Source organism: Pseudomonas sp. (genome assembly GCF_051660785.1).
Taxonomy (GTDB): domain Bacteria; phylum Pseudomonadota; class Gammaproteobacteria; order Pseudomonadales; family Pseudomonadaceae; genus Aquipseudomonas.
Map to the genome: position 1 here is coordinate 16,675 of NZ_JBOFQE010000083.1, position 21,398 is coordinate 38,072.

Consider the following 21,398-nt stretch of genomic DNA (forward strand, 5'->3'; position numbering starts at 1 on the left):
GATGACGGTATTGCAGTCAGCCACGGTGGCGACCAGCCCGACGGCGACCGAAGGCGACGTCAAGAGTTTCTTGACCAACCTGCGGGCGTTCATGGCCGATTTTCTGGGGATGGATTCGGCCAACAAGCAAGCGGCATTGGCGCTGATGGGCACGCTGCTGAACGGTTCGGCGAGCAAGACGGCGACTTATACAGTGCTGCCGACCGACCGCGGCAAGGTGCTGCGTTGCAGCGGGACGTTCACCGTCAATGCGGCCGCGGCGGCAACCCTGGGCGACGGGTTCTCGTTCGCGATCTGGAATATCGGGACCGGGGTGATCACGGTCGACCCGAACCTGAACGAGGCAATCAATGGCGCGCTGACGATGACGGTGTCGCCCGGCAAGCTCGCCATCATCTATTGCGACGGCGCTGGCTTCGTGTCCGTGGGCGGCATCGATACCGGACCCGGTTCCGGGCTCAACGCCGATTTGCTGGATGGCTATCACGCGGCGGCTTTTGCGCTGGCGGGACATACGCACGCCTATGCCCCAATGACAGCCCTAGTTGCCATCACCACTCGGATCGACTCGAACAGCGCGGTCGTATGCACGTGCACGCGCGCCAATGGCACGACTTTCGAATTTGCTACCGGCGCGTACTACAGCGGCTCGGCTGGTGGATAAGGAATTGACCATGAAATATGCAAACACCGCCCTCATCGACGGCTGCGAAACCATCGTTACGCTGCTCCCTCTGGATGTCGTTCCACTGTTCGACCCAGAGAGCCCGCCCCAGCCGAATACCTACGGGGTGCCGGACGAGGTTCAACTGGGCTGGATCAAGAATACCGACGGCACTTTCGTCGCGCCGCCGGCCGCTCCTCGGGTACCACGCATCGTCTCGCGCTTCCAGGCGCGGGCGATGCTGATGCAGGCCAGCCTGCTGGAGGACATCGAGGCCTACATGGCACTACAGGATACCGATGCCTTCGTTCGTCTGGCCTGGAAGGACGTTCAAGAGTTTCGCCGGGACAGCCCGCTGGTCGCTTCCATTGGAGCCTTGTTCGGCCTGGGCGACGAGCAGCTGGACGACCTTTTCCGTTTCGCCGCCACGATCACCGCTTGAGGAACAGCGCATGCCGGACCGCACCCCCTTCATTGAACTGCTCGGCCTGATCTCCGAGCCTTACCGCGCCGCGCTGCTGGGCGCGCTTGTCGCTCTTCTCCGAGTCCTCTATGACGGCAAAGAACCGCGCTGGGCGCGGCGCATCCTGGAGGCGGCGCTGTGCGGCCTCATTGCCCTGGGTATCGCCCACCTGGTGCAGGCGCTGGGCTTGTCGTCGGGCTGGGCGACCTTCTTCGGCGGCGCGGTCGGCCTGTTTGGCGCGGACCAGGTGCGCGAGTGGGGCCGGCGGATGGCCGAGGAGCGGGTGAAATGACGCTGATACCGTCACGCGGGCCGATCCCGCCTCTCTGGCTGACGCTGGCCCGATCCTTTCTCGGCACGGCCGAGATCCCCGGTCCCCGGCACAACGCCACGATCCTCGGCTGGCTGGAGAGGCTCAAAGCCTGGTGGCGTGACGACGAGACGCCCTGGTGCGGGGTGTTCGTTGCGCATTGCCTACGCGAGGCCGGGCACGAGATTCCGAAACTGTGGATGCGCGCTCGTGCCTGGGCGGACTGGGGCATTTCCCTGGAGTGGCCGGTGGTCGGCTGCATCGTGGTGTTCTCGCGGGCTGGCGGCGGCCATGTCGGCTTTGTGGTCGGTCGCGACAACGCCGGCAACCTGATGGTGCTGGGTGGCAACCAGGGCGACCGGGTGAGCATCGCCCCGTTCTCACCGGGGCGCGTGATCGCCTACCGCTGGCCGGCCGATGACGCGCCGCCGGACATAACCCGGCCGCTACCGCGGCTGGCCAGCGACGGAAAACTTTCAACGAACGAGGTGTGACCATGAAGAAAACGATTCCGCTGTTCATGGCCGGGCTGCTGTTGGCCGGCTGCTCGACCGTCGACCTGGCGGCGGATGGCATTACCCACTACTGCGCGGCGACGACGTGGCAGGAGCGGGCGGCGATCCGTGCCCGGGTCAATGAGCGGGTGGCGCCGCATCGCGTGGTGATCGATTGTGCGGGAGGCGACGATGCAGTTTCTGAGTAAGCCGTCTCTCGATATTGCCGACGAGCCGGATGTGTTCATCCTGGCATTGGTTCTGCTGGCTCGAGCAGCAAGCGGGGAATTGTTCTCGATCCCGGTCGGATTTCGTACCGACCTCGCGTCGATCCCCTGGATCGTCCGCTGGGTGCCGGGGTTTTCGGTCAACGGCCAGCACCGGCTGGCGGCGATCCTGCATGATTATCTGTACACGATCCAGGATCGTGACCGGGCGGCGGCGGATGCGCTGTTTCTCGAAGCGATGGAGGCCTGCGGGGTAGGGATGGCGCTGCGCGGCACACTGTATGCCGGTGTCCGGACCGGCGGCTGGTGGGCTTGGTGGCAGCGTGGCCGGGCAATGCGGGCGGACCGGGCGGCGTACCTGGTCGACAACGGCCTGCCGGCCGATGCCGTGAAGGGATGACGATGCCGAACTATGTGCATGCCTTCCCCGATTCGCTCAATGTCGAGCAAATGCGCGATTACTTCGAGTGGCACGTGCAGAACGGGCGCAGCAACTATCGTGTCGAGTTCCGTGAGCACTATCCGGCGCTGCCGCCGGACGGTGATACGCACGATGACCGGGAGCGGCTGGTGTTTTTGAAGGCGGTTTATTGATGGCGCCAGGATGCTCGGTGCCCACACTGGTTCGTGAACAATCAGACGGTCAAAATTCCGTACTACCTGCCGTGATTTGCCCCACTGCTGCCCCAAATTCATGCAATGAACTCACAAGGCAATGAATCAATTCACCTTCGGTGCGAGTTCGAATCTCACCGGCCCCGCCAGTTCGACTAGTTCTTAAACCGCCTTCAACTTCCTTCTTCGTCTGCTGCCATCGGCGTTTTCCGGCGATGTGCCATTTTCCATAAGGCGAGGTAAGGCGGTTTTTTCTTGGGTCTGCTGCCCCAAATTTGCCCCAAATTCGGCGTATGCCGAACGCAGCACGATCCCCTCTGGCTGCTTGATGAATCGCCCGTAGTGCTTGCGTACCATCTCGACCGTGGTATGACCGAGCAGCTTGGCAACCAATAGCTCTGGCTCGCTGTTCATGAGCAGTGTTGAGGCGAAGGTGTGGCGCGTCTGGTAGGGGTTCCGGTATCTGACCTTGGCCAGCTTGAGGATGATCGTCCAGCGCTCGCGCACCTGGGTGTCGTGGCGCCAGCGGTTTTTCCCGTCGTAGCTGAAAACGTAGTCGCCGATCTTCAACATGCTGGTCATGGGGCGCATGATCTCCAGCGCCTGGCGGGCGGCTGGCAGCATCGGGATATCGCGCTCCATATCAGTCTTGGTGGTTTTCTCGACGGTACCGACTTCGCCGCTGACGATGTTGTCCTCAACGTGGATCTGGTTCCTGATCCAGTCGATATGCTTCCACTTGAGCGCGATCAGTTCCCCGGTGCGTAAGCCAGTGGCAAAGGCAAACTGAAACAGGGCGCGCTCCTGTGGTCGGCTACAGGCGGCAAGGATGGCGGCAATCTCGGCGCTGTTGAACGGGTCGATTTTGTCCTCGTCCTTGGCCTTCCTGCGCTTCGGCATGATTGCCTTCATGCTGATTGGGGTTAGCGGATTGGCCTTGATGTAGCCGTCTGTCGTGGCCACGGTCAGCACTGCGGACAGAACGCCAACACAATTGCGCACCGACTTGGGAGCTAGCTCGGCGATCAAATCAACAATCCAGGCGCGCAACTCGCCGGTGGTTACTTCATCGGCCCAGCGGTCGCCCCACTTCGGAAAGAGGCGGGCGCGTTGCCACTTGACGTAGGTGGCGACAGTCGAGGGGGACATTGATTCGGTCTTGCGGCCGGCATCGATGAATCTGTCGACCAGTTCACCGATGGTATAGCGCTTGGTCTGCAGCGATATCTGACCGGCCCGCCTGCTGTTCGGGAAGAACTCCGCATAATCGAATGTGCCGCGGGCGATCCGGTTCTCGATCTCGCCGACCAGCTTGCCGGCGTATTTGATGTTTGCCGGCGTTGCTTCAATATCAAGGGTTTCGCGGCAGCGGTCACTGTTGTAGGTGAATGTTACGCGCAGGCTCGCACGTCGTTTTCCATCTCGGATTTCGACGCCTTTCGGGAGGCCTTGACCACAGTTTCTACGTGCGGCTGCTTCCTGATCCATTCCTGCGCTTCCTTGATGTTGATCCAGAGTGTGCGTTGTCCGGTCCGCTTGTAGTGCTTGCCGGCCGCCCAGTTGCCATCACGGATGTGGCTGTAGATTGCCTCCATCGACTCCCCGGTGATTTGGCAGTATAGCTCCGCCCGGATGAACTCAATGGGCAGGATGACTTGTGCGGAGTTGATCATGCTACCTCCATGTTTGATTCAATAATCCGATGCTCGCAGCCCTCGCGCCGCTCGCCGTCGATGTTGGCGCCTGAGCAGCGGGCGTAGTCGTAGGGGAGGGGTGTCATACCCCAGTCCTCAACAACTCGTTCGCCATCTGCCGAAGCTGCTCCGCAAGTTCGGCGCGCTCGGTGTAGTTCATCTCTCCGAAATCAATCCACCTCGCCGACTCCGAAACCTTGATCTTGACCTGGCGGCGATCTCCGCCCCAGGCCATCTGCTCGACTTTGATCTTCATGAGGAACCTCCGCGCTCGGCTTGTATGGCACTGGCTTTGTTCCAGAGGGCACACCACGCGCACGGCTGACCAGCCAGTTGCCCGTTATCGCCGTCCCATACGCCAGGAACTTCATGGCAGTGACCAGGGGCGTTTCCCTTCCCATGCTCGCCTATGGCTTCGATCTCCCGGAAAACAGCGGCCATCACTTCGACGAACCCATCTGGCACAGCCTGCGCTTCAGCGAGTTGCTGGCGGAGATCGTAGTTGCGCATGGATACCGCATCAAGCTCCCTCGTATATCCAACCTTAAGCCGCTCCACCTCTTCCTCCAGCGGCTTGCGGGCGGCTAGGAGTTGGTCAGGACCATAAATAGGAGAAATCAAATCCGGGTATTCATCATCAAGGGTTGGAGAGATTCTTGCGGCTCCCCATCTGGCACCCTTCTTCAAACTTTGAACCACCTCTTCCGACACAAAGCCAATTGGCTCACCAGCCAGCGCGAGGATTTGTTCGCGTTCGTTCATTTCTCAATCCTCCGAAATTCGACAACCCACACCCAGGGGTTGGCCTCCCACGATCTGGGGCCGTTGATGGATTCCCATAGCTGCGCAAATAGTGGCTTTGCGTCCTCGAATGAACACCCGAGGCGCTTTGACATTGCGAACTGCGATGCCTCGTCAAAGTCGTGCATGACTTCCTCGATCCCTTCCGCCCAACAGTCTTCTTCGCTAATGCTGTTCAGCCGCTCGACACGGACGCCAGTGATCTCCAGCAGGATGCGGCTGGCTCGACGTGGCATATGGATTGACGGTTTCCATGGGCGCGGCTGGAACTGCATCGGCCCTGTTTCTGGCTGGCCAGTCAGGTCATGGATGATCGTTTGATGCTCATTCCAGCGTACCGCCGAGTCGACCTTATAGGCGTAGCCGTATCTCACCTCTCCGTACCCGTTCTTTACTTCTCCGCTGGCGATCGGCTTGAAGGTCTCTTTCACCCAAAGCAAGTCACCGGGCCGGCCGCAGGGGCATGCGTGCGGTGTCTCATCCAGGTAGAGCTTTCCGCTGCGCTTGACAGTGCGCATCGCGCTGTCACCGTCGTCAGAGCGGTACGGCCACGGGCCTTGCCCATAATCGAGCAGGACGAAACCATCATCGCTGCCGACTGGCTTCACCACCCGTCGAGTTTGCGATTTTGTGCAATTCAGCAAAGCGCGCACCATCGGCGCGTTAAACAGGATCGGACGCTCTTTCATGCCACACCTCCCTGCGCCACAGACAGCGCCACCGCCACCGGCCGTACCCAGATCGGTGCCGACGACAACAGAAACGTCTCCCCCGACCAGGCCAACAGCAGCGTCTGATACATAGTGGAAGCGATCGCCTCGGCAGCAGCTGGTGGAACGGCGTTACCAATCCGTTCGCGCCAGTCGCTGTCGCTGAGACCGTCAAGCTCAAGCACTTCCTCCGGATCGACGAGGCTCTGCAGGGCCGCCAGTTCCAGCGTCGTGAAAGGCCGGTGCCAGGTGCCGTCCAGCGAACGGATCACGGCAACCAGCTTGTCAGTAGCTGCCGGCATGCGGTGGTCGGCGACGGACCAGAAGCCATTGTCGTGACAAGCGGCAGAGGCCACAGCGCCGCTCGTATCCGCCCAGCGGCGGACGCCGTAATGCCCACCGGTCAGGTAGTGGTCACCGGCCTGCGGAATACCGGCCGGGCGGGGATCGGCGACGGCATAGGCGCCCTGGCCAGTGGTACTCCCGGAAATAACGGTGCCGGCGGCCTGACCGTAGTCGGTGACCGCGTACTTGCCGTAGGTGTCGCCGACGCGACGGGGATCAGCTACTGCAAAGCGTCCGGTAGTCGGCCTTGCCTCGCTGCTCACAACGCCAGAATGATCGCCCCATGAAGTGACGCCGAGGATGTTGGGATGGGTATTGGGGCCGTAGTCCGGCCGTGGATCGGCAACGCACTGCCCTGATCCATGGGCACTGGTCACGGCCATGGCTGCGCGGTCGAACGGCACGATGCGGAACTCGTTGCTGTGCTTCGCCGGGCCGAGGTGGCGCGGATCAGCCACGCTGAACGTCCCTTGCCCGGGTGACTTCACGTTGATCACAGCGCCGGCCGTATCCTCCATCCGCATCACGCCGTACTGCGAATACTCCAGGGCACCGGCCGGCGGGCGCGGATCGGCGATCGAGAAAGCACCGTTGCTCGGCAGGCTTTCGCCCTGAACGGTTCCGGCCGAATCTTCCCAGCGATGCACGCCGAAAGCGCCTGTCCGTTTGTCCGGCACAATCAAGAAATCCCGCAGACACCCGTCCTCCACCGCCAGCCGGTTCAAGCTGCGCCAGTCACTGCCCGCCTCGACGAACGCCAGCCGCACCCACGTCTTCCACTGCAGGTTCGGTACCCGGTGCATCGGGCCGCCGGCCGGATCACCCGGCAGCGGCATCCGGTCCAGCACCGTGCCGACCGCCTGCGGGCGCTTCTGTGCCGGCTCGTAAAGGAAAGGCGGTACCTTGGCCAGATTTCGGGCGACACCCAGGAAGCGCTTGCGGCTCTGTGCCAGGCCACCGATCACACCGCAATCGTGCGTCGTTTCGGCCCAGGCATAACCATAGGCGCGGAACAACTCGGCGATCTGGTCCAGCAGATGCCGGCCACGGGTAGCGATGCGCGGTACGTTCTCGAAAACGATCAATTCCGGCAGATCATCCCGGAAGGCTTCCAGCATCAACCAGACCCCGCGCAACGTCAGGCGATTGAGCGCCTGATACTTGTCCGTCTTGCTGCGCGTCTCGTTCAGCAGTCCGGAGAAGCCCTTGCACGGCGCCGACAGAAAGACGACGTGCGGGAACTCATGGCCGGCGGCCTGGCGAATATCCTCCGGCATCGCCTCGCGCCAGCCGGTCGGCGGCGGGTGGCCGTGGAAGGCCTCGTACTGGTCGCGGTCGAATAGATCCAGCGTCGTCGCCTCGACGCCGACCAGGCGCTTGAAATCGCGGTTGGCGGCGGCATCGACGTCGACCGAACCGATGCAGCGCGGCCGGGCGACCATGTTGCCGATCCGGGCCTTGCCGCGCATGAAGCCCTTGGCGCCGCCACCGATAGCGCCGAACAGGTGGAAGTGGCGGACTTCGCGCAGGTCGTCGGGGTTGAGGTAGATGGGTTGGCGGGCGGTCATGGCTTCACCTCAGAACCAACGATCTCGAAGTAACGGCCTAGGAATTCGGTCTTTGCTTCGAATGGGGTCCAAGGACTGATCCGATCACGGAGCGGTGTCACATTGGCGATCAGCGACCACTCATCGTCATGCGGGGCCATCAAGTCACGCTGCTCGGTGGCCAGCATGATGATGTCCGCCTCTTTCACCGACGGCGGGATGAAGTCGAGGCCAAAGCGGGCCAGGACTGCGGCTTCGACACGCTTCTCGATAACCTTGTAGTCCGGCAGCAACTGCTTGAGTGGCCGCGCTACATCGCCGATGAAGGCCTCGGCTGCATCGTGCAGCAGACCGGCCAAAACATCGGCCGGCGGCACGATCTTGGAGACCATCACACTGTGTTGGGCGACTGAATAAAAGCTCTGGGTATGGCCAGCAAACCGACAGATATGCGACAGAGCGTGCGCTATGTCTTCGATACCAAAGGTGCTGTTCTGCGGTTGCAGAAAATCGAAGTAATGGCCCGACACCGTCAGGATGTCGGGGCGGATGCTGTGTCTCATGCCGCCCGCCTTTCCCGTTGCTCCGCCCGCGCCTTCGACAGCGCCGCCTCGGCATCGATGAACAAGCTGCCCGGCTGGCGCTTCCAGAAATCCTCCGCAACATCGACCAGGGCATAGAGCGCCTGCAACTCGTTGCCGCTGGCGCCGATACGCTGGCAGAAACGGTAGCGGTCCTTGATGTTCAACAGAGCCACGAGGCCGAGTTCGCAGACCGCCAGCGTCGGTTGGTCGTCCTTCAATTCGGCTCCCAAGGCCAGCATGTCGCGGCAGTCGGCCAGCACATCGAAATGGCAGACAACGGCCCAGCCGGCACGGATGGCCTCGACAGCCATGCGCTCCTGCGTGCTCACCTCGGGGTTGAGGTAGTAGGCAACCAGCGTCGGCGCCGCCTCGCGCCGGTGGGTACGGCGGCAGTGTTTACGCGTCACAGCCGGCCTCCCTTCGCCTCGAACTCGGCAACCTCATGCCGTGTCATACGAAACCCCGCCGCATGGCGGTGGCCGCCGCCGCCGAGGGCTTCGGCAATGGCAGCCACATCGGCGCCATCCGGCCCGCTGCGCAACGACCACTTCCGGCCCTCGTCGTCGTCCTGGTAAGCGGCGGCGAACGGGTTGCCATCGGCCAGCCGGCCGGCGACCTCACTCGCGTAAAACCAGGGAACGTTCGCGGCAGGCACGGGCGCATCACCGAAGTGCACCCAGCGGGTGAGATTATCGAGCAGCGCGTCGACATGCTGGCGCTGCTGCCGCAGGATGGATCGGCCCTCGGTCTCCAGATCGCGTATCGGCCGCTGCATGAGCGCATCCCAGGCGGCGAAATCCATCGGATAGGAGAACAGGGCCGCGACAATCTCGCGGGTCATCGGTAGGCGGAACAGCCACAGGTCGCGGTCCTGGATGTGATCGAACAGCACAGGGGGCATTTCACCCGGGAATAGCTGCTGCCAGGTGAGCACGGCGCCGGAATGGTGCATGTCAAAGACAGTGCGCATATTGGCGGGGAGGTCGCAGAGCTGCTGCGCGGCCGTCTGATGGTGATCGATCACCAAGATCGAGTGCGCCTGCTCGGCCATACGCAGCATGTCGCTACGCGGGTAACTGAAGTCGACGATGATCACGCTGCGGCCGGTGACATCCGGCGGCGGCTCGCCATAGATACCGGGATGGAAATCGACCGGCTCGCCGGTGGCCTGTGCGCCGAACCCGGCGGCCTGTTGCTGATGCATGTAGCGACGGACGGCCCAGGCAGCGGCGAAGCCGTCGGCACAGCCATGGTGGTAGATACAGAGGGTGGGCGGGATGCTCATGCGGATCTCCGATAGGTCTTGGTGAGGTCGGCCTTGATGCAATGGCCGCGATCGCGAAGCACGTTGGCGAGCTGGGCGCGGTCGTGGTGGCTGTGGGTGGCTTGGCGTAGCAAGCCGAAATAACTGTTGGCGGTGGCGAAGATATCCGGCGCATCAACCCGGTGTGTCCGCTGGATCGCTTCGTTGAACGTCCGGCGGCGTAGCGTGCGGCGCCAAGGCTTGATGACCTGGCCAACGAAATCAATGCCACGGTCGATCGGCTGCAAGATGGTCTTCTTCGGGTTGAGCCGGGCGGCCAATTTCTCGGCCAGCAACTGCTCAATGCCGGCCTGGGCTTCGTTCAGCCACTGCGGCGACTCATGCAGCAGCACGAAGTCGTCGACGTAGCGGATGTAGTGCCGGACATGCAAACCGTGCTTGACGTATTGGTCGAGTACATCGAGATAGACATTGGCGAAGAACTGGCTGCTGAGGTTGCCGATGGGCAGGCCAAGGTGGGACGGCTGGCTGGTTAGCCGCTTGTGGGGCGGTACCAGATCCAGGCGGCGCGGATCGCCACGCAGTTCGAAGTTCTGGCGCGGGTCATGGAACAGTACCGTGTCGGCCAGTTGCATCCACCAGGCGCCGGTGATTTGCCTGGCGAGCAGATCGCGCAAGATGCGCTTATCGATGCTGACGAAGAAGTTGGCCAGGTCGCACTTGAGGTAATACGCCGGCCGGCTCCAGTTCTGGGTAATGCTGCGGACCTTCGATTCCAGCCGCTCGGCGGCGTACAGCGTGCCGCGCCCGGGGATGCAAGCGCAGCTGTCGACGATGAAACGAGCGTGGAAGCGCGGTGCAACCTCGTTGTAGAGCAGGTGATGCACGATGCGGTCGCGGAAATCGGCTGCCCAGACTTCGCGGGGCTTGGGCCGGGTGATGACAAAACAGATGGATTTGCCGGGCCGGTAGGTGCCGGCCTGCAGTTCCTGGTGCAGCGCCCAAAGATTGCGCTCCAGCGCTTCCTCGAAAGCCTGGGCACTCGCGCTGTTGCGCTTGTGCTTGCGGCAGTCGAGGTAGGCGCGGAGCAGCAATTCGAAACAATAGTTGGATGAATCTGCTGACGGCACGGACTCGGCACTCCGCAGAGAGGTCGTTGTTGTTCTGGTTGCCGTTGTTGAAGTTCTGGTTGAAAGCCGTTCGTTCGCGCTGGCTACGTCGCCTTGCCGAGCATTCGACAAGGAAACTGCACCGGACCGGCCAGCGTCAGGCGCCGCGGTCTCCGTGGTGTGCATGTCCGTGCCCTGGTGGGGCAGGGGCGCGACCAGATTCATAAAGCGCACGGTCATAGGAGCCTTGGCCCCTGTGAATCAGGCGCGGTTGCTGACTTCTTCAGCCATCCGCCGGCCTGTCCGCCGATGGTGTTCGTCATTTCGATGCTCTGGGCCCACATCTTGTGAGAGATGAACCTCTTGTCGAAACTGACGCGCATCATCAACGACACCACTTCCAGGCCGCGCAGGACGTTGCGGATGTGGCCGCAACGTTGCTCCCCGCGGCTGGCATTGGCGTAGCCGATCTCCAGCAGCAGATCCACACACTCGTCGTGAACCCGCTTGCCGAGGCTCTGCTTGAACGTGCGGGGCATGTTCAGCTGAACATCGGCGGCCAGGGTCAGCAAGTCGTAACCCTTTTTGTAGATCGGCAGGTCGGTATGAAGCATGACTGAAGGACTAAAGGGTTAAAGGACTAAAGTGGAATCTCGCTGACGGCACGGACTCGGCACTCCGCAGAGAGGCCGAGGCCGCCCTGGTAGCCGTTGAGGAAGAGCTGGAAGAAAGCCGCTTTCCCGCTCTTGGTCTTCGTCAGGGTCCAGTGCCAGTAGTCCTTGTTGAAGCAGTCCTGCAGGTTGTCGAACAGCGTGATGGCCTGGTGGCGGGTCGGGAGGTGGCTGGCCATGGCTGGATTGACCGACTCGGCATGCTTGACGGCATCGGCGTGGTCCATCGCAGTGCTGTCGTCTTCGTCCCACAACAGCAGATGCACTAGGCGGTCGCCGGTGGTGGAGAGCGACACGCCGGCATAGGTAGCCTCGGTGCCCGGCCACTTTTCGCCAATCTGCGGCGCGGCCTGGCTGCCGATGGAGCTGGCCGCATTGGCAATGGCCAGCGTCGCGAGCAGCCCTGCGGGCTGCTGGGGAGAGGCGTGAACCGTGACGTGGAGATTCTCGATATGCAGTTTCATGGCGGCGTCCTGATAAGGATTAAAGGATTCAAGGGTTAAAGTTGAATCAGCCTGACGGCACGGACTCGGCACTCCGCAGAGAGGTCGTTGAGGCCCTGGATGCCGTTGAGGAAGTAATGGTCGAAAGCCGTATCGCCATTGGGCAGAGCGGTCGACGACCAGTACCAGCCGGGTTCGAAGGCCTCTTCGCCGTCGTCCTTGAAGACATCCTGGTGGGTCTGGATAGGGCTGTCGCTGGTGTAGAGCCAGCCGGACGGGATGCTGTTGGGGTTTTCGCCATCGCGCCAGCTGCAGTAGTTGCGGTGGGTGGTCGGCTTGAAGTGGCGGTAGCCGAGTTCGAGCACGTCGCGGGAGGGGATCAGCCAGTCGTTGAATCCGCCGATGTTCAGAGTGGTGACGCGCTCAGCGGCGGGGCTGCCGGCAGCCAGCAAAGCTTGGGTGTTGGCATGGCAGTCGAACGGGCTACCGGCGCCTGCGACGGTCTTGCCGGCGGCGAGCAGGATCGAGCGGAAATATCCTTCTTTCTTCGGTGCCCAGATGACACCCTTGTGCAGGCCGGCGACGTTGATGATGCCGCCGAAGAAGCCGCCTTCCATGGCGGTGCCGAGTGCGGGGAGTTGATGTTGCATGGTTGCTCCTGGTGGTTAGGTGGATTTGGAGGTGGCTGGTCTGTCCGTTGCCGGGTGTTGCCAGAGTTTCTTGCAGCGCAATCGGGCGACAATCAGCCGGCCGGCGGTTCGTTCGATCTCCACCCGGGTCGCCGCCAGGGCGTCGAGCAGGAGTAAGAGACGGGTTTCGAGGTCGGCGATGTGCTGCTCGTGCGAGCGCACACGCAGACCGAGCACGGTCGCGTAAAGCCATTCGATCAGGCGGCGCATGGCATGGCCTCCGTGTTTGCGGCGTGCGGCTTGGCCTTGACGGCGATCTTGAAGAAGCCGGGCGGCACGACGGGCGAGACGATCACGCGCTTGCCGTCGCTGATCAGGTACAGGCCGCGCATGGTGGATGGGCGGGCGATCAGTACCACCTCGTCGATGAGGGTGTCGGCGGTGTAGGGGATGGTTTGGGCGGTGGTCATGGCCGCACCTCGCGGGCGGAGACCGACTTGAAGGCCTGCTTGTCATACTGACGCTCGGCTGCCTTCATGGCCTCGGCAGGGTTTTCGGCCGTTACGTAGGCAACACAACGGCGGGCGTTCTGGACCGCGTTGAGGGTCGGGCGCCGGTGCATGGTGACCTCGTAGTGGCGCATCGAGGTGCGCATTGGGCGGGCGAGGTTGGGCATGGAATCCTCCTATCAAGTGGTGAAGGATTGAAGGACTAAAGTGGAATCTCGCTGACGGCACGGACTCGGCACTCCGCAGAGAGGTCGTAGTAGTCCTGGTGGCCGTCGTCGAAGAGCTGGACGAAAGCCGCTTTCCCGCTTGCCGTTTTTGTTGCCGTCCAGTACCAAGTTTCGTCGAAGTGGGCCTTGAGGTTTTCGTACAGGGCGATGGCCTGGGTGCGAGTGGGTAGATGGCTGTTGTGCTCCGGATTGACCGCTTTGGCGGCGGCGGTCGCAGCGGCGTGGTCGCGTGCGGTGGTATCGGCCTCCGGCCAAACGATCAAGTGCACCGGCCGGGTGTTGTCACTGGAGAGCGAGAGGCCGGCATAGAGAGCGTCGGTTCCTGGCCACTTCTCGCCGATGGCGCAGGCGGCCTGGGTCTGTGAAGCAGCGATCAGGCCGAGTTCGCCTGTCTTGGTCAAGCCGATGGCGGTGCCGGTTTCCTCGGCGATGGAGTTGCTCAGATCGAACCAGGAGTCGCGCCAGTATTCGGCGTGATCGTTGGCGAGTTCCAATTGGTTGGACAGGTTTTCGATGACGGCAGCCTGTTGCTTGATGAATTCGCGCAGGTGGTCGAGTTCAAGCTGTTCGAGCTTGCGCTGGATGGTGCGCGGGGTCGGGGTGACGGTGATGATCTTTGTCGTCATGGCATGCCTCAGCGACGGACGGGTGGAACGCCGACTTCGGGGATGCCGCTGGCGGTAAACATGACGCCGAAGTTGCGGCGGATGCTCGGGTAGGCCGAGCAATGGGCGAGGTGAACCTTTAGGGCAGCGAGGGTGAGTTTCATGATGGCCTCCTGATGGTTGGAGAATTGGAGTGCGGGGTGGGGGTCGGTCTCTCACGGCCGTCATGCCTGGTGCGCTGGCATTCGCGTGCTACGATGAAAGGCAAGACCAAACCGCCGTAGAAGATCGGGCTCATAGCGCCGCCGCTCCGATCACCACGGCAATAACCAGAATCAACCCATGCTCAACGAGCTTCTGGCGTCGCCGTTCCTGCCGGTATTGACATTCCTGCTGGGCCTGCTGATTGGCCATCGGCTCGCACTTTTCCGCGATGTACGGAAGGAACTGAACGAACTGATCGGCCCAGTTCGCGGCGAACTCGCGGCTGAAGCAGAGCAGCCGACGCCATTCAGAGCCGCCATCCGCCGTCATGAAGCGGACGCAATCGCGGCTCGGTTGTACTGGATGAACCGTCGTCGCTTCATCCAGGCTTGCGAGCGCTACTGGCAGGCAAAGCAGCAGACACAGAAGGATGGGCTTGGCCAGCCATTCCATGACGATCCAGCCCGCATCCAGCAGGCGGCTCTGGCGCTGCTGGTAATGCTGAGATACCGGTGAACCATCAGGACTATTGCCTAGGCCCGCTGTGTGCAGGCTTTTTTGCGGTTGTTGACGGTTGGTGAGGGGGGGCATGGTTCGCTCTAAATGTTGGCAGAGCGATTAAACCACAGGTTTAATATTTAAATCAACCTTAGGTTTATTTTTTATGAGGGTCGTAAAAAAACCGCCCGGAGGCGGTTGCCCTTGGTGTTTGCGTGCCTATTTAATAGCAAGTGCAGAGTGTTTTTGATCATGCATGGTCTTGTTTGCACACTGCTTGTTCCAGTCTGTGGCAGTCTGGCTCGATCGGTTGCCAAAAAAGGCGGCGTGCTCCTTGCTGTACCCGCCGAAGCCGTTCTTGGCACGATACTCAATGCAGACAGTCGAAGCATCGTCGTTGACCAGCACGGTTTCCCAGATGACGCTTCCGGGGTCTCGAAGCGATTTCTTGATGGCCAGCATCCCTGAAGCGGCAGCGATGTGGCGGCGTTGTGAGTCTTCTTCTGCCTTTTGCTGTGCCGCTCTTTCTTCGGGCGACATTGCAGCCTGTTTTTCTGATTTATCTGGCATGGTGGCGCACTTGCCGATGACAATGACGACCATAATCAAAAGTATTGTGCGACCAATCTTGAACTTTTGGCGTGGTTCTGCACCACAGTTCGGGCAAACTTTTGCCTCGCTACTAATTTCCTTCTTGCATTCGTGACAACTGATCAAAGCCATGATTGATATAGGCGGAGTAGGGTGGTGCTGATGGTTAGTACTACGAGGTGTCTGTGTCAGGATGCGATGATTTCAAACTGAGACACTACGTGATATTGAATTGATTTCATGCGACTTTTGTTCAATCGCTAGTAAACAACTCTGCTTGCACACTATGTTGCCTCCATGTGTGCATATCGATCACTACGCAGTTTTCGAAATAGGTCGCTCCCGCTGGATTCGGCGTGCTTCCTGAATGAGCATACCAAGGCCGGTGCTGTCGAGCATGTTGGCGATTGCCAGCAGTTCTGCCGTGTCTTGATCGCGCTGATTGTTGATTGGTCGGTGCTTTAAGTACTCAGGCGCGTGTGGCTCGCTGACAAGGGATGCAACTGGATTGTCATCGCTGCTGGTAGTTAGCGTAGGAACGCTGCCTCCTAGCATGGGGATGATCAACAGAAAGTTTTCTCGGCTGATCTTCCCCGTTTTTACCCACTTTGAGACGGCGTTATTCGAGACGTTGGTTTTTTCCGCAAGCCAGCCCTGCGTCTTTTTGAGCGCCTTAAGTCGGATTTTTATGTAGTCGCCAAGTTCAGTCGTCATCGTCGGATGTTCTCGCACATCAACTTCACGTTGAATACACCGTGGGTTGAATATGAAATCAACCTGTGGTTTAATTTGTGGCATGAGCTCACTGCAACCTGTCATAGATATGCTTGGCCTCTCAGGCATAGGCAATCTTTTTGCCCCACCGTTGTCGCCACAAGCAGTCTATAAATGGCTATCCGCAGGTGTGCCGGCAGGGCGCGTGCTGGCCGTTTGCGAAGCAACTGGTTGGCAGGTGACGCCGCATGTGCTACGGCCGGATATCTACCCGAATCCATCCGATGGCCTGCCAGCTAGCGGAGGTGGGGCCAACCTGCACGGAACAAATAATCCTGATCGAGAGGCTGCGTGATGGCCGATCAAAAGGTATAGAACCATGTCACATCCCGAGCCATACATCCCCATGCCTGATCGAGAGGTGGCCTGACATGTCACGCATAAAACGTGTGGTCCTTGCAGTTGAGGCATTGGTACGTGGTCCCCAGCATCGAATCATTTGTTACGTGCAGCACAGACTTGATGTCCTTGTCCTGGCATGTCTGGCAAACGTAGTGGGGGGCATCGCCCGTGTCGTTGGTTGGATTGAAGCGGTATGCAAACCGCCCTGGGGCTACTTCGTGCAGAAGGTAATTTTCACGCTCGCGCGCCTTGCGTTGAAGCTCACTAAGTTGAGTCTGGATGTCGGCGTTGGTGCACAGAAGCGCGTTGCACTTCTCAACAAGCTCGATGGCCGCCATGGATAACTCGAAATACCGGCGATTCACTTCACTCATGGCTGTGTTGATCTTTGCTTCGTCCCGAGCGTCAGATGCGGATTTCACTAGTCCGATTGCGGCTGAGAGTGAGCTGAGTGCGGCTGTGATTTCCATGGGTCGTTCCTTTCGTGGTGAGGTGCTACATGCGTGATTTCTGTGCAAGCTCAAGGGATATTCGCTCCCTGCTGTCCGCATTGCAGCAGATGGCGTTGGCGCATGGTGGAACACTGACGCACCCAGAGACGTTGCGCGCATGGCAGATTGGGCACAGCGCGAAGCAGGGCGACTTTTCCCGGGGAGTCCTCGCGACGATTGCCGAAGTGTGCATCCTAGTCGCTGAATTGCCTGATGGTCGGCAGGCCATGCTCGATCTCGGTTTTCAGCCAATTCTTGAGCACGTCGAAGGTAATCGTCCTGAATCAGATGGAGTAGAGCTCGGTCTGCCCGGTGCTGAACCGCTCCTTGCAGACGGTGCATTCGAGGCTGATGGCACCGTAGAAGCTGTATTTCTGCAGGACCGATTTGATCCCCTTGTCGAAGCATGGCTGGCACAGGTAGTGCTCGATATCCAGCCCATGCGCCATGTCGTGAGCGGTCGCCTCTATTCGCTTGTTGAGGCCCATCACAAATGTGCGGTCGGAAATCTCGACAAGCGTGTAGCGGCCGCGATCCGCCAGTTTCTCCTCCGCTCTGGCCAGCTTGCCTGTGAGGTCGAAGTTCTCCTGTTGCAGGGCAAAGAGTTGGGTGTTGTGCGCGAAGAGGCTGTCCTGCGCCTTGAGAATCTGCTCGTTCAGTTGGGCAACGACCGTCGCCAGTTGGTTGAAGTCCCGAATGCCGGCCGCCGCTTTCCCGATTTCTCGGGCCGCGCTCAGGGCGCTGTTGGCGGCGGCAATGAGTGATAGGTCCATGGGCCGTTCCTGTCTCCGTGAGTTGATGAGAGTCGTATCCGCATCTTACGCGATTGGAATGGCCATCTTTTTGTCTCTCCTTGCGGTCCATTGTTACCTCCCTGGGTGGATCGTTTCCGGTGCCTTCGGGCGCCGGTTTTTTATTCCCGTGCCGTTGAAGCGACTCTAGGTGCTGTCGCGGCCATGACAAACGTTTGAGCCAAGGGGTGTACACACATGAGTGATTTGCTCATCGCGGTCAATCGAGCTGCCAGCAAGTTCAAGGGTGGCAAAGAGGCGTTGGCGGCGGCCTTGTCGTCGCCAGATCACCAGGTCAAGCCGCAGATTCTGCGGAATCAACTGGTCGGAAATGAACGGCATTTCCTGAGCCTGGATCGGGCGGAAGAGATCATCGATCTGTGTGACTCAGATGAGCTGGCGCATGCCGCAGCGCGCCAGCGCGGCGGGGTGTTCGTCAAGCTGCCGACGGATGGTGCGCCGGCTGGTGATCTGGCGGTGCTGGAGCTGGTGACGCACGTATGGCGGGCCAATGGCGATGTCGGTCGAGCGGTGGATGAGGCGCTGGCTGATGGTCGTGTTGATGAAGCAGAGTTGGCTGATGTCAAGGCAGCGATCTACCGGGTGCAGCAGACGATGGTGGCGATGCTTGGCCGTCTTGAGGGGATGGCTGAGTAGGTCTGCATGCTAGTCAATAACAATAACCTGGGTGGCTTCTTGTGATCGAGAAGGCCATCGCCTTTTCTGCACCGGAGATGGAGGGCCTCGCCGGCCTGCCGTTGATGCAACGCTGGCTCTACCTAGTGCTGCGCTGGTACATGGATCGCTTTACCGGCCGTGTCGGTGATACGCGTGGTATCAGCCTGCAAGGGCTGACCGAGGAGCTTTACGTCGAGCCGGTACGTGGGCGGCATACGTCTGAGTGCGGTTCGCCATCGAAGAAGGCCATCCGCAGCGCCCTGGATGGCTTGGAGAAGGCGGGACTGATTCGCCCTTGTGGAAACGGCGAGGTGCTCGTTTTTTTTCTTCCGAAGGCGCGCCGCGCTTCCTCTCGTCCAAAAGATGATGGGCACATGAGGGGCACAGACGAAGGGCGCATGGAGGGGCACAGTGAAAGCCGCGCCGAATCAGGAAAAGCGGCCGATGAAGGGCACGATGAAGGGCATACCCAAAACCGCGATGAGGGGCACACCTCAAGAGAAAGAGTAAACCATATCTCCGTAGAAGCATCAGCAGCAGCACAACCGTTAACGGTAGAGCGGCTGTTATCCACAGCCCCGGTGCTGCAGCTGCCTCTTGCCGCTGCGCCGGTCGCTGAGTGGATACGTCTGCACGAGCGCCATCGCGGCCGGCGGGCGAAGGTGGTGACAAGTGACGAACGAATAACCGATTGGATCGCCAAGGACATCACACCAGCGGAGATCGCCGAAGCGTACTGCCTCGCTGTGATCGATCGTGATGTTTCGAAGAACACGGCGGCGCTGAACGTGGGGTTCCTCGACATCTTCGTCAAGCGGGTGCTGGACGGCCGCAAGGTATCCAGAGGGGGAGTGGCCTTGGCCGCTGAGGTCTGGCATTTGACCTGGGAGGGGCTGAACCGCAAGGCCGATGAACTCGGCATTCCGCTCTGGGACAAGAGCGGCAGCGAGGGCTTTTCCGAGTATCAGCGCCGGGTGCTGGCGGCCTGGCGTGGCCGAGCGGCTCAGTTGCAGGAACTGGCCTATGGTTGATCTGTCGCCATGGAGGCGGGTGAAAGCCCGGTACGAGGCCGGCGAGTCGGTGCCGCTGCACGTCCGCGAGATGGCCGAGGAAGTGCTCGGCGAGAAGTTTATCCGGCCGCCTCGGCGCGGCATGCGCCCGGATTTCCGCGACCGTGAGGCGGGCGACCGTTCTTTCGACGATGACGCCGATGACGGGATGGTGGCGCTGTGAGCGGGCCTGTTGTCGTCTCGGGCCGGACGGCGGCGCAACTGGAGGAGGTTGCGCGCTTTTTCGGCATCGACATGGAATGGAACCGCCACATTTTCCGCCATGCGGCGCAGATCGATAGCAGGGCCTTTGAGGTGGCCATCGGAGCGCTGGCGCAGGCGATCGAGCAGGACAGCCGGCGCGGGATCACCGGCCGGATTCGCGAAAGCATTGCCAGGGAGAAAGCGAAGAAATGACGAGTGTGCCGTTTGGCTGGATGTACGAGGATCCGGCACTGATCATCGACCGCCTGCGCAGCATGCGGGCAGGGATGGCGGCCGAGGAGCAACGATTGCGGGAACAGGATCGCCGGCGCAAAGCGCGGCGCATCCGCCAACTGACCAAGCTGGCCGTGGCCGGCAAGCTGAAAGGGGTGGGCAATGGAAGATGATCTGGTGCGGGTCGAATCGGCTGTTGCGGCGACAGCCTCGGGCAACCTGACCTGGGAGAAGTGGCCCTATGATTGTGCGATGGCGCTGGGGTTCGCAGGCCAGCACAACCCGCTTGGGTTCGTGCTGGTGCGATACCGCGAGGCGCAGGACTCTGGAGGGGCAGCGGCCAGCCTGATATGGGAAGTTGTGCTCACGCTGGCCAAGGCGCTAGAGGGTAAGGGCATCAACGCCGGTCAGTTGAAGGATGTAGCGTTCCAATCGCTGGATGTCTGGAATAACTTGCGCTGCCAGACATGTGGCGGGCGTGGCGTGCTCAACATCGAGCAGCGGCTATGTCATGTCTGCAAGGGTACAGGTCAGCGTGATGTGTCGCGATTCCCCGAAGCTGTACGCGATGGGTTATCTGCCCTGATGGAAGCAGAGCGCCGAATGGATGGCCAGCTTGGCAGGTTGAGGAGGTAGGGTTGACACGTGTGGTAGCCTGAAAAATATAGCCCGCGACATGTGTTGCGGGCTTTGTCGTTTACAGCCCGCCATGTCCAATCCATCACCGAGACAATCAGCTGCGCGGCGCGGCTATAACCGGCGCTGGCAGGCCTACCGAGAACGCTACCTGCAGGAACATCCGCTGTGCGTGATGCACCAGCAGCTCGGGCGGATCGTCGAAGCGACGGTTGTCGATCACATCGTTCCGCACAAGGGCGACCACAAGCTTTTTTGGGATCCGAAGAACCACCAGGCGCTGTGCAAGACCTGCCACGACAGCCACAAGCAGCGGCTTGAACGGTCTGGCAAGGTCGTCGGCTGCAGCCTCGACGGAATTCCGGTCGATCCGGGCCACCACTGGCACAAAGGGTAGGGGGTGGTAAATATAAAAATACACAATGAAATGTATAATTAGTTTTAAAATGATTAAATTAAATAAAAAATAATAGTAATAAAATACAAAATATAATTATATTTGTTCTCTTTTTATGTAATATTTATTTACCCAGGAAAATGTGACAACATTAAGTGTAACAGGGACACACACACACACACATACATGCATATAGCTATATAAAACTACCTCCTCATTTTAAAACACCACCGCACGCCACTGTATTCAGTATATTGTAATATATTACCACAAAGTATTATTCTATATAATTACCAATATACTGAAAATTCTTTAATATATTGACTGATCATATATAATTTTCTTTCCATAAGGGCAAAGGGAGGGCTCCCTGCACCTTATATCTCCCTCGGCCTTCAAGGTTACAAACTCCTAACAGCTGTACTTTTCCATTCATGGTAAGAAACTAGAAAGAAACACTCCATGTTTCATGAGCATAGAAAATCATGTAAAATCAACCAAAATTAATTTTTCTTCGACACTTGCCAATTTTGAGGATCCTGCAGTGACAGTAAAACACACAAACAGCAGCAGCAGCAGCCACCAGCAGAACAACAAC

At 60.0% G+C, this 21,398-nt stretch carries 38 protein-coding genes; 15 read left to right on the forward strand and 23 right to left on the reverse strand.

Going from position 1 to position 21,398, the window contains the following annotated elements; all coding sequences use genetic code 11:
• Nucleotide 1: 1 nt before the first annotated feature.
• Genes ACRC4F_RS22160 through ACRC4F_RS22190 form a run of 7 tightly spaced genes read left to right on the forward strand, consistent with a single transcriptional unit; the run spans nt 2 to nt 2,752 of the window.
• Nucleotides 2–664, forward strand: a complete 663-nt coding sequence (locus ACRC4F_RS22160; RefSeq protein ID WP_438661267.1) for a hypothetical protein — start codon at nt 2–4, stop codon at nt 662–664.
• A gap of 10 nt (nt 665–674) precedes the next feature.
• Nucleotides 675–1,106, forward strand: a complete 432-nt coding sequence (locus ACRC4F_RS22165) for a hypothetical protein (protein WP_438661268.1) — start codon at nt 675–677, stop codon at nt 1,104–1,106.
• A 10-nt stretch (nt 1,107–1,116) separates the two neighbouring features.
• Nucleotides 1,117–1,419 carry a phage holin, lambda family gene (locus ACRC4F_RS22170; RefSeq protein WP_438661269.1) on the forward strand — a complete coding sequence of 101 codons (303 nt, stop codon included), beginning with the start codon at nt 1,117–1,119 and terminating at the stop codon, nt 1,417–1,419.
• Nucleotides 1,416–1,931, forward strand: coding sequence for a TIGR02594 family protein (locus ACRC4F_RS22175; protein ID WP_438661270.1), 516 nt, complete (start codon nt 1,416–1,418; stop codon nt 1,929–1,931). Before ACRC4F_RS22170 ends, ACRC4F_RS22175 begins: the two co-directional genes overlap by 4 nt.
• 2 nt (nt 1,932–1,933) lie before the next feature.
• The gene (locus ACRC4F_RS22180) at nt 1,934–2,140 is read left to right on the forward strand and encodes a hypothetical protein (RefSeq protein WP_438661271.1); all 207 of its coding nucleotides are present in this window, start codon (nt 1,934–1,936) and stop codon (nt 2,138–2,140) included.
• Entirely contained in the window at nt 2,124–2,558 is a 435-nt protein-coding gene (locus ACRC4F_RS22185; protein ID WP_438661272.1) for a DUF1353 domain-containing protein, read from the forward strand. Before ACRC4F_RS22180 ends, ACRC4F_RS22185 begins: the two co-directional genes overlap by 17 nt.
• 2 nt (nt 2,559–2,560) lie before the next feature.
• Nucleotides 2,561–2,752 carry a hypothetical protein gene (locus ACRC4F_RS22190; protein ID WP_438661273.1) on the forward strand — a complete coding sequence of 64 codons (192 nt, stop codon included), beginning with the start codon at nt 2,561–2,563 and terminating at the stop codon, nt 2,750–2,752.
• Nucleotides 2,753–2,935: 183 nt separating this feature from the next.
• Here the strand turns inward: ACRC4F_RS22190 and ACRC4F_RS22195 are convergent, their stop codons facing one another.
• The 21 genes from ACRC4F_RS22195 to ACRC4F_RS22295 all read right to left on the reverse strand — a co-directional run bounded on the left by ACRC4F_RS22195 (nt 2,936) and on the right by ACRC4F_RS22295 (nt 16,002).
• Nucleotides 2,936–4,261: an Arm DNA-binding domain-containing protein gene (locus ACRC4F_RS22195; RefSeq protein ID WP_438661274.1), complete on the reverse strand. Its 1,326-nt coding sequence runs from the start codon at nt 4,259–4,261 to the stop codon at nt 2,936–2,938.
• The gene (locus tag ACRC4F_RS22200; RefSeq protein ID WP_438661275.1) at nt 4,165–4,446 is read right to left on the reverse strand and encodes a hypothetical protein; all 282 of its coding nucleotides are present in this window, start codon (nt 4,444–4,446) and stop codon (nt 4,165–4,167) included. The genes ACRC4F_RS22195 and ACRC4F_RS22200 overlap by 97 nt, the downstream gene beginning before the upstream one ends.
• A 103-nt stretch (nt 4,447–4,549) precedes the next feature.
• Nucleotides 4,550–4,723 carry a hypothetical protein gene (locus tag ACRC4F_RS22205; RefSeq protein ID WP_438661276.1) on the reverse strand — a complete coding sequence of 58 codons (174 nt, stop codon included), beginning with the start codon at nt 4,721–4,723 and terminating at the stop codon, nt 4,550–4,552.
• Nucleotides 4,720–5,229, reverse strand: a complete 510-nt coding sequence (locus tag ACRC4F_RS22210) for a hypothetical protein (RefSeq protein ID WP_438661277.1) — start codon at nt 5,227–5,229, stop codon at nt 4,720–4,722. Before ACRC4F_RS22210 ends, ACRC4F_RS22205 begins: the two co-directional genes overlap by 4 nt.
• Nucleotides 5,226–5,957 (reverse strand): hypothetical protein, encoded by a 732-nt coding sequence (locus tag ACRC4F_RS22215; RefSeq protein ID WP_438661278.1) that lies wholly within the window; start codon nt 5,955–5,957, stop codon nt 5,226–5,228. Before ACRC4F_RS22215 ends, ACRC4F_RS22210 begins: the two co-directional genes overlap by 4 nt.
• Complete coding sequence (locus tag ACRC4F_RS22220; RefSeq protein WP_438661279.1) at nt 5,954–7,891, reverse strand: DNA cytosine methyltransferase; 1,938 nt, start codon at nt 7,889–7,891, stop codon at nt 5,954–5,956. Before ACRC4F_RS22220 ends, ACRC4F_RS22215 begins: the two co-directional genes overlap by 4 nt.
• Nucleotides 7,888–8,433, reverse strand: coding sequence for a phosphohydrolase (locus ACRC4F_RS22225; protein ID WP_438661280.1), 546 nt, complete (start codon nt 8,431–8,433; stop codon nt 7,888–7,890). The genes ACRC4F_RS22220 and ACRC4F_RS22225 overlap by 4 nt, the downstream gene beginning before the upstream one ends.
• A complete protein-coding gene (locus ACRC4F_RS22230; protein WP_438661281.1) occupies nt 8,430–8,861 on the reverse strand; it encodes a hypothetical protein in 432 nt (143 codons plus the stop codon). The genes ACRC4F_RS22225 and ACRC4F_RS22230 overlap by 4 nt, the downstream gene beginning before the upstream one ends.
• On the reverse strand, nt 8,858–9,739 hold the full coding sequence (locus tag ACRC4F_RS22235; RefSeq protein WP_438661282.1) for a phosphohydrolase: 882 nt from the start codon (nt 9,737–9,739) through the stop codon (nt 8,858–8,860). The genes ACRC4F_RS22230 and ACRC4F_RS22235 overlap by 4 nt, the downstream gene beginning before the upstream one ends.
• Nucleotides 9,736–10,848, reverse strand: a complete 1,113-nt coding sequence (locus ACRC4F_RS22240; protein ID WP_438661283.1) for an RNA-directed DNA polymerase — start codon at nt 10,846–10,848, stop codon at nt 9,736–9,738. The genes ACRC4F_RS22235 and ACRC4F_RS22240 overlap by 4 nt, the downstream gene beginning before the upstream one ends.
• Before the next feature lie 215 nt (nt 10,849–11,063).
• Nucleotides 11,064–11,441, reverse strand: coding sequence for a four helix bundle protein (locus ACRC4F_RS22245; protein ID WP_438661284.1), 378 nt, complete (start codon nt 11,439–11,441; stop codon nt 11,064–11,066).
• 26 nt (nt 11,442–11,467) lie between these two features.
• Nucleotides 11,468–11,962, reverse strand: coding sequence for a hypothetical protein (locus tag ACRC4F_RS22250; RefSeq protein ID WP_438661285.1), 495 nt, complete (start codon nt 11,960–11,962; stop codon nt 11,468–11,470).
• A gap of 35 nt (nt 11,963–11,997) precedes the next feature.
• A complete protein-coding gene (locus tag ACRC4F_RS22255; protein ID WP_438661286.1) occupies nt 11,998–12,591 on the reverse strand; it encodes a DUF1566 domain-containing protein in 594 nt (197 codons plus the stop codon).
• 15 nt (nt 12,592–12,606) lie between these two features.
• On the reverse strand, nt 12,607–12,840 hold the full coding sequence (locus tag ACRC4F_RS22260; protein ID WP_438661287.1) for a hypothetical protein: 234 nt from the start codon (nt 12,838–12,840) through the stop codon (nt 12,607–12,609).
• Complete coding sequence (locus tag ACRC4F_RS22265; protein WP_438661288.1) at nt 12,828–13,040, reverse strand: hypothetical protein; 213 nt, start codon at nt 13,038–13,040, stop codon at nt 12,828–12,830. The genes ACRC4F_RS22260 and ACRC4F_RS22265 overlap by 13 nt, the downstream gene beginning before the upstream one ends.
• Nucleotides 13,037–13,246, reverse strand: coding sequence for a hypothetical protein (locus ACRC4F_RS22270; protein ID WP_438661289.1), 210 nt, complete (start codon nt 13,244–13,246; stop codon nt 13,037–13,039). The genes ACRC4F_RS22265 and ACRC4F_RS22270 overlap by 4 nt, the downstream gene beginning before the upstream one ends.
• 35 nt (nt 13,247–13,281) lie before the next feature.
• Nucleotides 13,282–13,932, reverse strand: coding sequence for a hypothetical protein (locus ACRC4F_RS22275; protein ID WP_438661290.1), 651 nt, complete (start codon nt 13,930–13,932; stop codon nt 13,282–13,284).
• A gap of 8 nt (nt 13,933–13,940) precedes the next feature.
• A complete protein-coding gene (locus ACRC4F_RS22280; RefSeq protein WP_438661291.1) occupies nt 13,941–14,075 on the reverse strand; it encodes a hypothetical protein in 135 nt (44 codons plus the stop codon).
• 130 nt (nt 14,076–14,205) lie between these two features.
• On the reverse strand, nt 14,206–14,706 hold the full coding sequence (locus ACRC4F_RS22285; RefSeq protein ID WP_438661292.1) for a hypothetical protein: 501 nt from the start codon (nt 14,704–14,706) through the stop codon (nt 14,206–14,208).
• 126 nt (nt 14,707–14,832) lie between these two features.
• A complete protein-coding gene (locus tag ACRC4F_RS22290) occupies nt 14,833–15,336 on the reverse strand; it encodes a hypothetical protein (protein ID WP_438661293.1) in 504 nt (167 codons plus the stop codon).
• Nucleotides 15,337–15,519: 183 nt separating this feature from the next.
• Complete coding sequence (locus tag ACRC4F_RS22295; RefSeq protein ID WP_438661294.1) at nt 15,520–16,002, reverse strand: helix-turn-helix domain-containing protein; 483 nt, start codon at nt 16,000–16,002, stop codon at nt 15,520–15,522.
• A gap of 25 nt (nt 16,003–16,027) precedes the next feature.
• On the opposite strand from ACRC4F_RS22295, the gene ACRC4F_RS22300 reads away from it, so the two are divergent.
• Nucleotides 16,028–16,273, forward strand: coding sequence for a transcriptional regulator (locus ACRC4F_RS22300; RefSeq protein ID WP_438661304.1), 246 nt, complete (start codon nt 16,028–16,030; stop codon nt 16,271–16,273).
• A gap of 79 nt (nt 16,274–16,352) precedes the next feature.
• Here the strand turns inward: ACRC4F_RS22300 and ACRC4F_RS22305 are convergent, their stop codons facing one another.
• A complete protein-coding gene (locus ACRC4F_RS22305; RefSeq protein ID WP_438661295.1) occupies nt 16,353–16,790 on the reverse strand; it encodes a hypothetical protein in 438 nt (145 codons plus the stop codon).
• A gap of 305 nt (nt 16,791–17,095) precedes the next feature.
• Nucleotides 17,096–17,584, reverse strand: coding sequence for a hypothetical protein (locus ACRC4F_RS22310; RefSeq protein ID WP_438661296.1), 489 nt, complete (start codon nt 17,582–17,584; stop codon nt 17,096–17,098).
• A 216-nt stretch (nt 17,585–17,800) separates the two neighbouring features.
• Between ACRC4F_RS22310 and ACRC4F_RS22315 the strand changes: the two genes are divergently transcribed.
• The 7 genes from ACRC4F_RS22315 (at nt 17,801) to ACRC4F_RS22345 (ending at nt 20,800) form a co-directional block, all read left to right on the forward strand.
• Entirely contained in the window at nt 17,801–18,259 is a 459-nt protein-coding gene (locus ACRC4F_RS22315; RefSeq protein ID WP_438661297.1) for a phage regulatory CII family protein, read from the forward strand.
• A 41-nt stretch (nt 18,260–18,300) separates the two neighbouring features.
• On the forward strand, nt 18,301–19,311 hold the full coding sequence (locus ACRC4F_RS22320) for a hypothetical protein (RefSeq protein ID WP_438661298.1): 1,011 nt from the start codon (nt 18,301–18,303) through the stop codon (nt 19,309–19,311).
• Complete coding sequence (locus ACRC4F_RS22325; RefSeq protein ID WP_438661299.1) at nt 19,304–19,513, forward strand: hypothetical protein; 210 nt, start codon at nt 19,304–19,306, stop codon at nt 19,511–19,513. Before ACRC4F_RS22320 ends, ACRC4F_RS22325 begins: the two co-directional genes overlap by 8 nt.
• Nucleotides 19,510–19,746, forward strand: a complete 237-nt coding sequence (locus ACRC4F_RS22330; RefSeq protein WP_438661300.1) for a hypothetical protein — start codon at nt 19,510–19,512, stop codon at nt 19,744–19,746. The genes ACRC4F_RS22325 and ACRC4F_RS22330 overlap by 4 nt, the downstream gene beginning before the upstream one ends.
• On the forward strand, nt 19,743–19,940 hold the full coding sequence (locus ACRC4F_RS22335; protein ID WP_438661301.1) for a hypothetical protein: 198 nt from the start codon (nt 19,743–19,745) through the stop codon (nt 19,938–19,940). Before ACRC4F_RS22330 ends, ACRC4F_RS22335 begins: the two co-directional genes overlap by 4 nt.
• Nucleotides 19,930–20,403 (forward strand): hypothetical protein, encoded by a 474-nt coding sequence (locus tag ACRC4F_RS22340; RefSeq protein ID WP_438661302.1) that lies wholly within the window; start codon nt 19,930–19,932, stop codon nt 20,401–20,403. The genes ACRC4F_RS22335 and ACRC4F_RS22340 overlap by 11 nt, the downstream gene beginning before the upstream one ends.
• Nucleotides 20,404–20,476: 73 nt before the next feature.
• Complete coding sequence (locus tag ACRC4F_RS22345) at nt 20,477–20,800, forward strand: HNH endonuclease (protein WP_438661303.1); 324 nt, start codon at nt 20,477–20,479, stop codon at nt 20,798–20,800.
• The last annotated feature ends 598 nt before the right edge of the window (nt 20,801–21,398 follow it).

Bases quoted from the DNA above. Each gene is read 5' to 3' on its own strand.
- ACRC4F_RS22345 (WP_438661303.1), top strand. From the start codon at position 20,477: ATGTCCAATCCATCACCGAGACAATCAGCTGCGCGGCGCGGCTATAAC.
- ACRC4F_RS22260 (WP_438661287.1), bottom strand. From the start codon at position 12,840: ATGCGCCGCCTGATCGAATGGCTTTACGCGACCGTGCTCGGTCTGCGT.
- ACRC4F_RS22300 (WP_438661304.1), top strand. From the start codon at position 16,028: ATGCTTGGCCTCTCAGGCATAGGCAATCTTTTTGCCCCACCGTTGTCG.
- ACRC4F_RS22225 (WP_438661280.1), bottom strand. From the start codon at position 8,433: ATGAGACACAGCATCCGCCCCGACATCCTGACGGTGTCGGGCCATTAC.
- ACRC4F_RS22295 (WP_438661294.1), bottom strand. From the start codon at position 16,002: ATGCCACAAATTAAACCACAGGTTGATTTCATATTCAACCCACGGTGT.
- ACRC4F_RS22205 (WP_438661276.1), bottom strand. From the start codon at position 4,723: ATGAAGATCAAAGTCGAGCAGATGGCCTGGGGCGGAGATCGCCGCCAG.
- ACRC4F_RS22280 (WP_438661291.1), bottom strand. From the start codon at position 14,075: ATGAAACTCACCCTCGCTGCCCTAAAGGTTCACCTCGCCCATTGCTCG.
- ACRC4F_RS22220 (WP_438661279.1), bottom strand. From the start codon at position 7,891: ATGACCGCCCGCCAACCCATCTACCTCAACCCCGACGACCTGCGCGAA.
- ACRC4F_RS22305 (WP_438661295.1), bottom strand. From the start codon at position 16,790: ATGGAAATCACAGCCGCACTCAGCTCACTCTCAGCCGCAATCGGACTA.
- ACRC4F_RS22195 (WP_438661274.1), bottom strand. From the start codon at position 4,261: ATGGATCAGGAAGCAGCCGCACGTAGAAACTGTGGTCAAGGCCTCCCG.
- ACRC4F_RS22210 (WP_438661277.1), bottom strand. From the start codon at position 5,229: ATGAACGAACGCGAACAAATCCTCGCGCTGGCTGGTGAGCCAATTGGC.
- ACRC4F_RS22235 (WP_438661282.1), bottom strand. From the start codon at position 9,739: ATGAGCATCCCGCCCACCCTCTGTATCTACCACCATGGCTGTGCCGAC.
- ACRC4F_RS22310 (WP_438661296.1), bottom strand. From the start codon at position 17,584: ATGGACCTATCACTCATTGCCGCCGCCAACAGCGCCCTGAGCGCGGCC.
- ACRC4F_RS22340 (WP_438661302.1), top strand. From the start codon at position 19,930: ATGGAAGATGATCTGGTGCGGGTCGAATCGGCTGTTGCGGCGACAGCC.
- ACRC4F_RS22265 (WP_438661288.1), bottom strand. From the start codon at position 13,040: ATGACCACCGCCCAAACCATCCCCTACACCGCCGACACCCTCATCGAC.
- ACRC4F_RS22275 (WP_438661290.1), bottom strand. From the start codon at position 13,932: ATGACGACAAAGATCATCACCGTCACCCCGACCCCGCGCACCATCCAG.
- ACRC4F_RS22215 (WP_438661278.1), bottom strand. From the start codon at position 5,957: ATGAAAGAGCGTCCGATCCTGTTTAACGCGCCGATGGTGCGCGCTTTG.
- ACRC4F_RS22285 (WP_438661292.1), bottom strand. From the start codon at position 14,706: ATGCCCCCCCTCACCAACCGTCAACAACCGCAAAAAAGCCTGCACACA.
- ACRC4F_RS22315 (WP_438661297.1), top strand. From the start codon at position 17,801: ATGAGTGATTTGCTCATCGCGGTCAATCGAGCTGCCAGCAAGTTCAAG.
- ACRC4F_RS22325 (WP_438661299.1), top strand. From the start codon at position 19,304: ATGGTTGATCTGTCGCCATGGAGGCGGGTGAAAGCCCGGTACGAGGCC.
- ACRC4F_RS22185 (WP_438661272.1), top strand. From the start codon at position 2,124: ATGCAGTTTCTGAGTAAGCCGTCTCTCGATATTGCCGACGAGCCGGAT.
- ACRC4F_RS22190 (WP_438661273.1), top strand. From the start codon at position 2,561: ATGCCGAACTATGTGCATGCCTTCCCCGATTCGCTCAATGTCGAGCAA.
- ACRC4F_RS22160 (WP_438661267.1), top strand. From the start codon at position 2: ATGACGGTATTGCAGTCAGCCACGGTGGCGACCAGCCCGACGGCGACC.
- ACRC4F_RS22170 (WP_438661269.1), top strand. From the start codon at position 1,117: ATGCCGGACCGCACCCCCTTCATTGAACTGCTCGGCCTGATCTCCGAG.
- ACRC4F_RS22175 (WP_438661270.1), top strand. From the start codon at position 1,416: ATGACGCTGATACCGTCACGCGGGCCGATCCCGCCTCTCTGGCTGACG.
- ACRC4F_RS22180 (WP_438661271.1), top strand. From the start codon at position 1,934: ATGAAGAAAACGATTCCGCTGTTCATGGCCGGGCTGCTGTTGGCCGGC.
- ACRC4F_RS22165 (WP_438661268.1), top strand. From the start codon at position 675: ATGAAATATGCAAACACCGCCCTCATCGACGGCTGCGAAACCATCGTT.
- ACRC4F_RS22255 (WP_438661286.1), bottom strand. From the start codon at position 12,591: ATGCAACATCAACTCCCCGCACTCGGCACCGCCATGGAAGGCGGCTTC.
- ACRC4F_RS22200 (WP_438661275.1), bottom strand. From the start codon at position 4,446: ATGATCAACTCCGCACAAGTCATCCTGCCCATTGAGTTCATCCGGGCG.
- ACRC4F_RS22290 (WP_438661293.1), bottom strand. From the start codon at position 15,336: ATGGCTTTGATCAGTTGTCACGAATGCAAGAAGGAAATTAGTAGCGAG.
- ACRC4F_RS22245 (WP_438661284.1), bottom strand. From the start codon at position 11,441: ATGCTTCATACCGACCTGCCGATCTACAAAAAGGGTTACGACTTGCTG.
- ACRC4F_RS22335 (WP_438661301.1), top strand. From the start codon at position 19,743: ATGACGAGTGTGCCGTTTGGCTGGATGTACGAGGATCCGGCACTGATC.
- ACRC4F_RS22270 (WP_438661289.1), bottom strand. From the start codon at position 13,246: ATGCCCAACCTCGCCCGCCCAATGCGCACCTCGATGCGCCACTACGAG.
- ACRC4F_RS22250 (WP_438661285.1), bottom strand. From the start codon at position 11,962: ATGAAACTGCATATCGAGAATCTCCACGTCACGGTTCACGCCTCTCCC.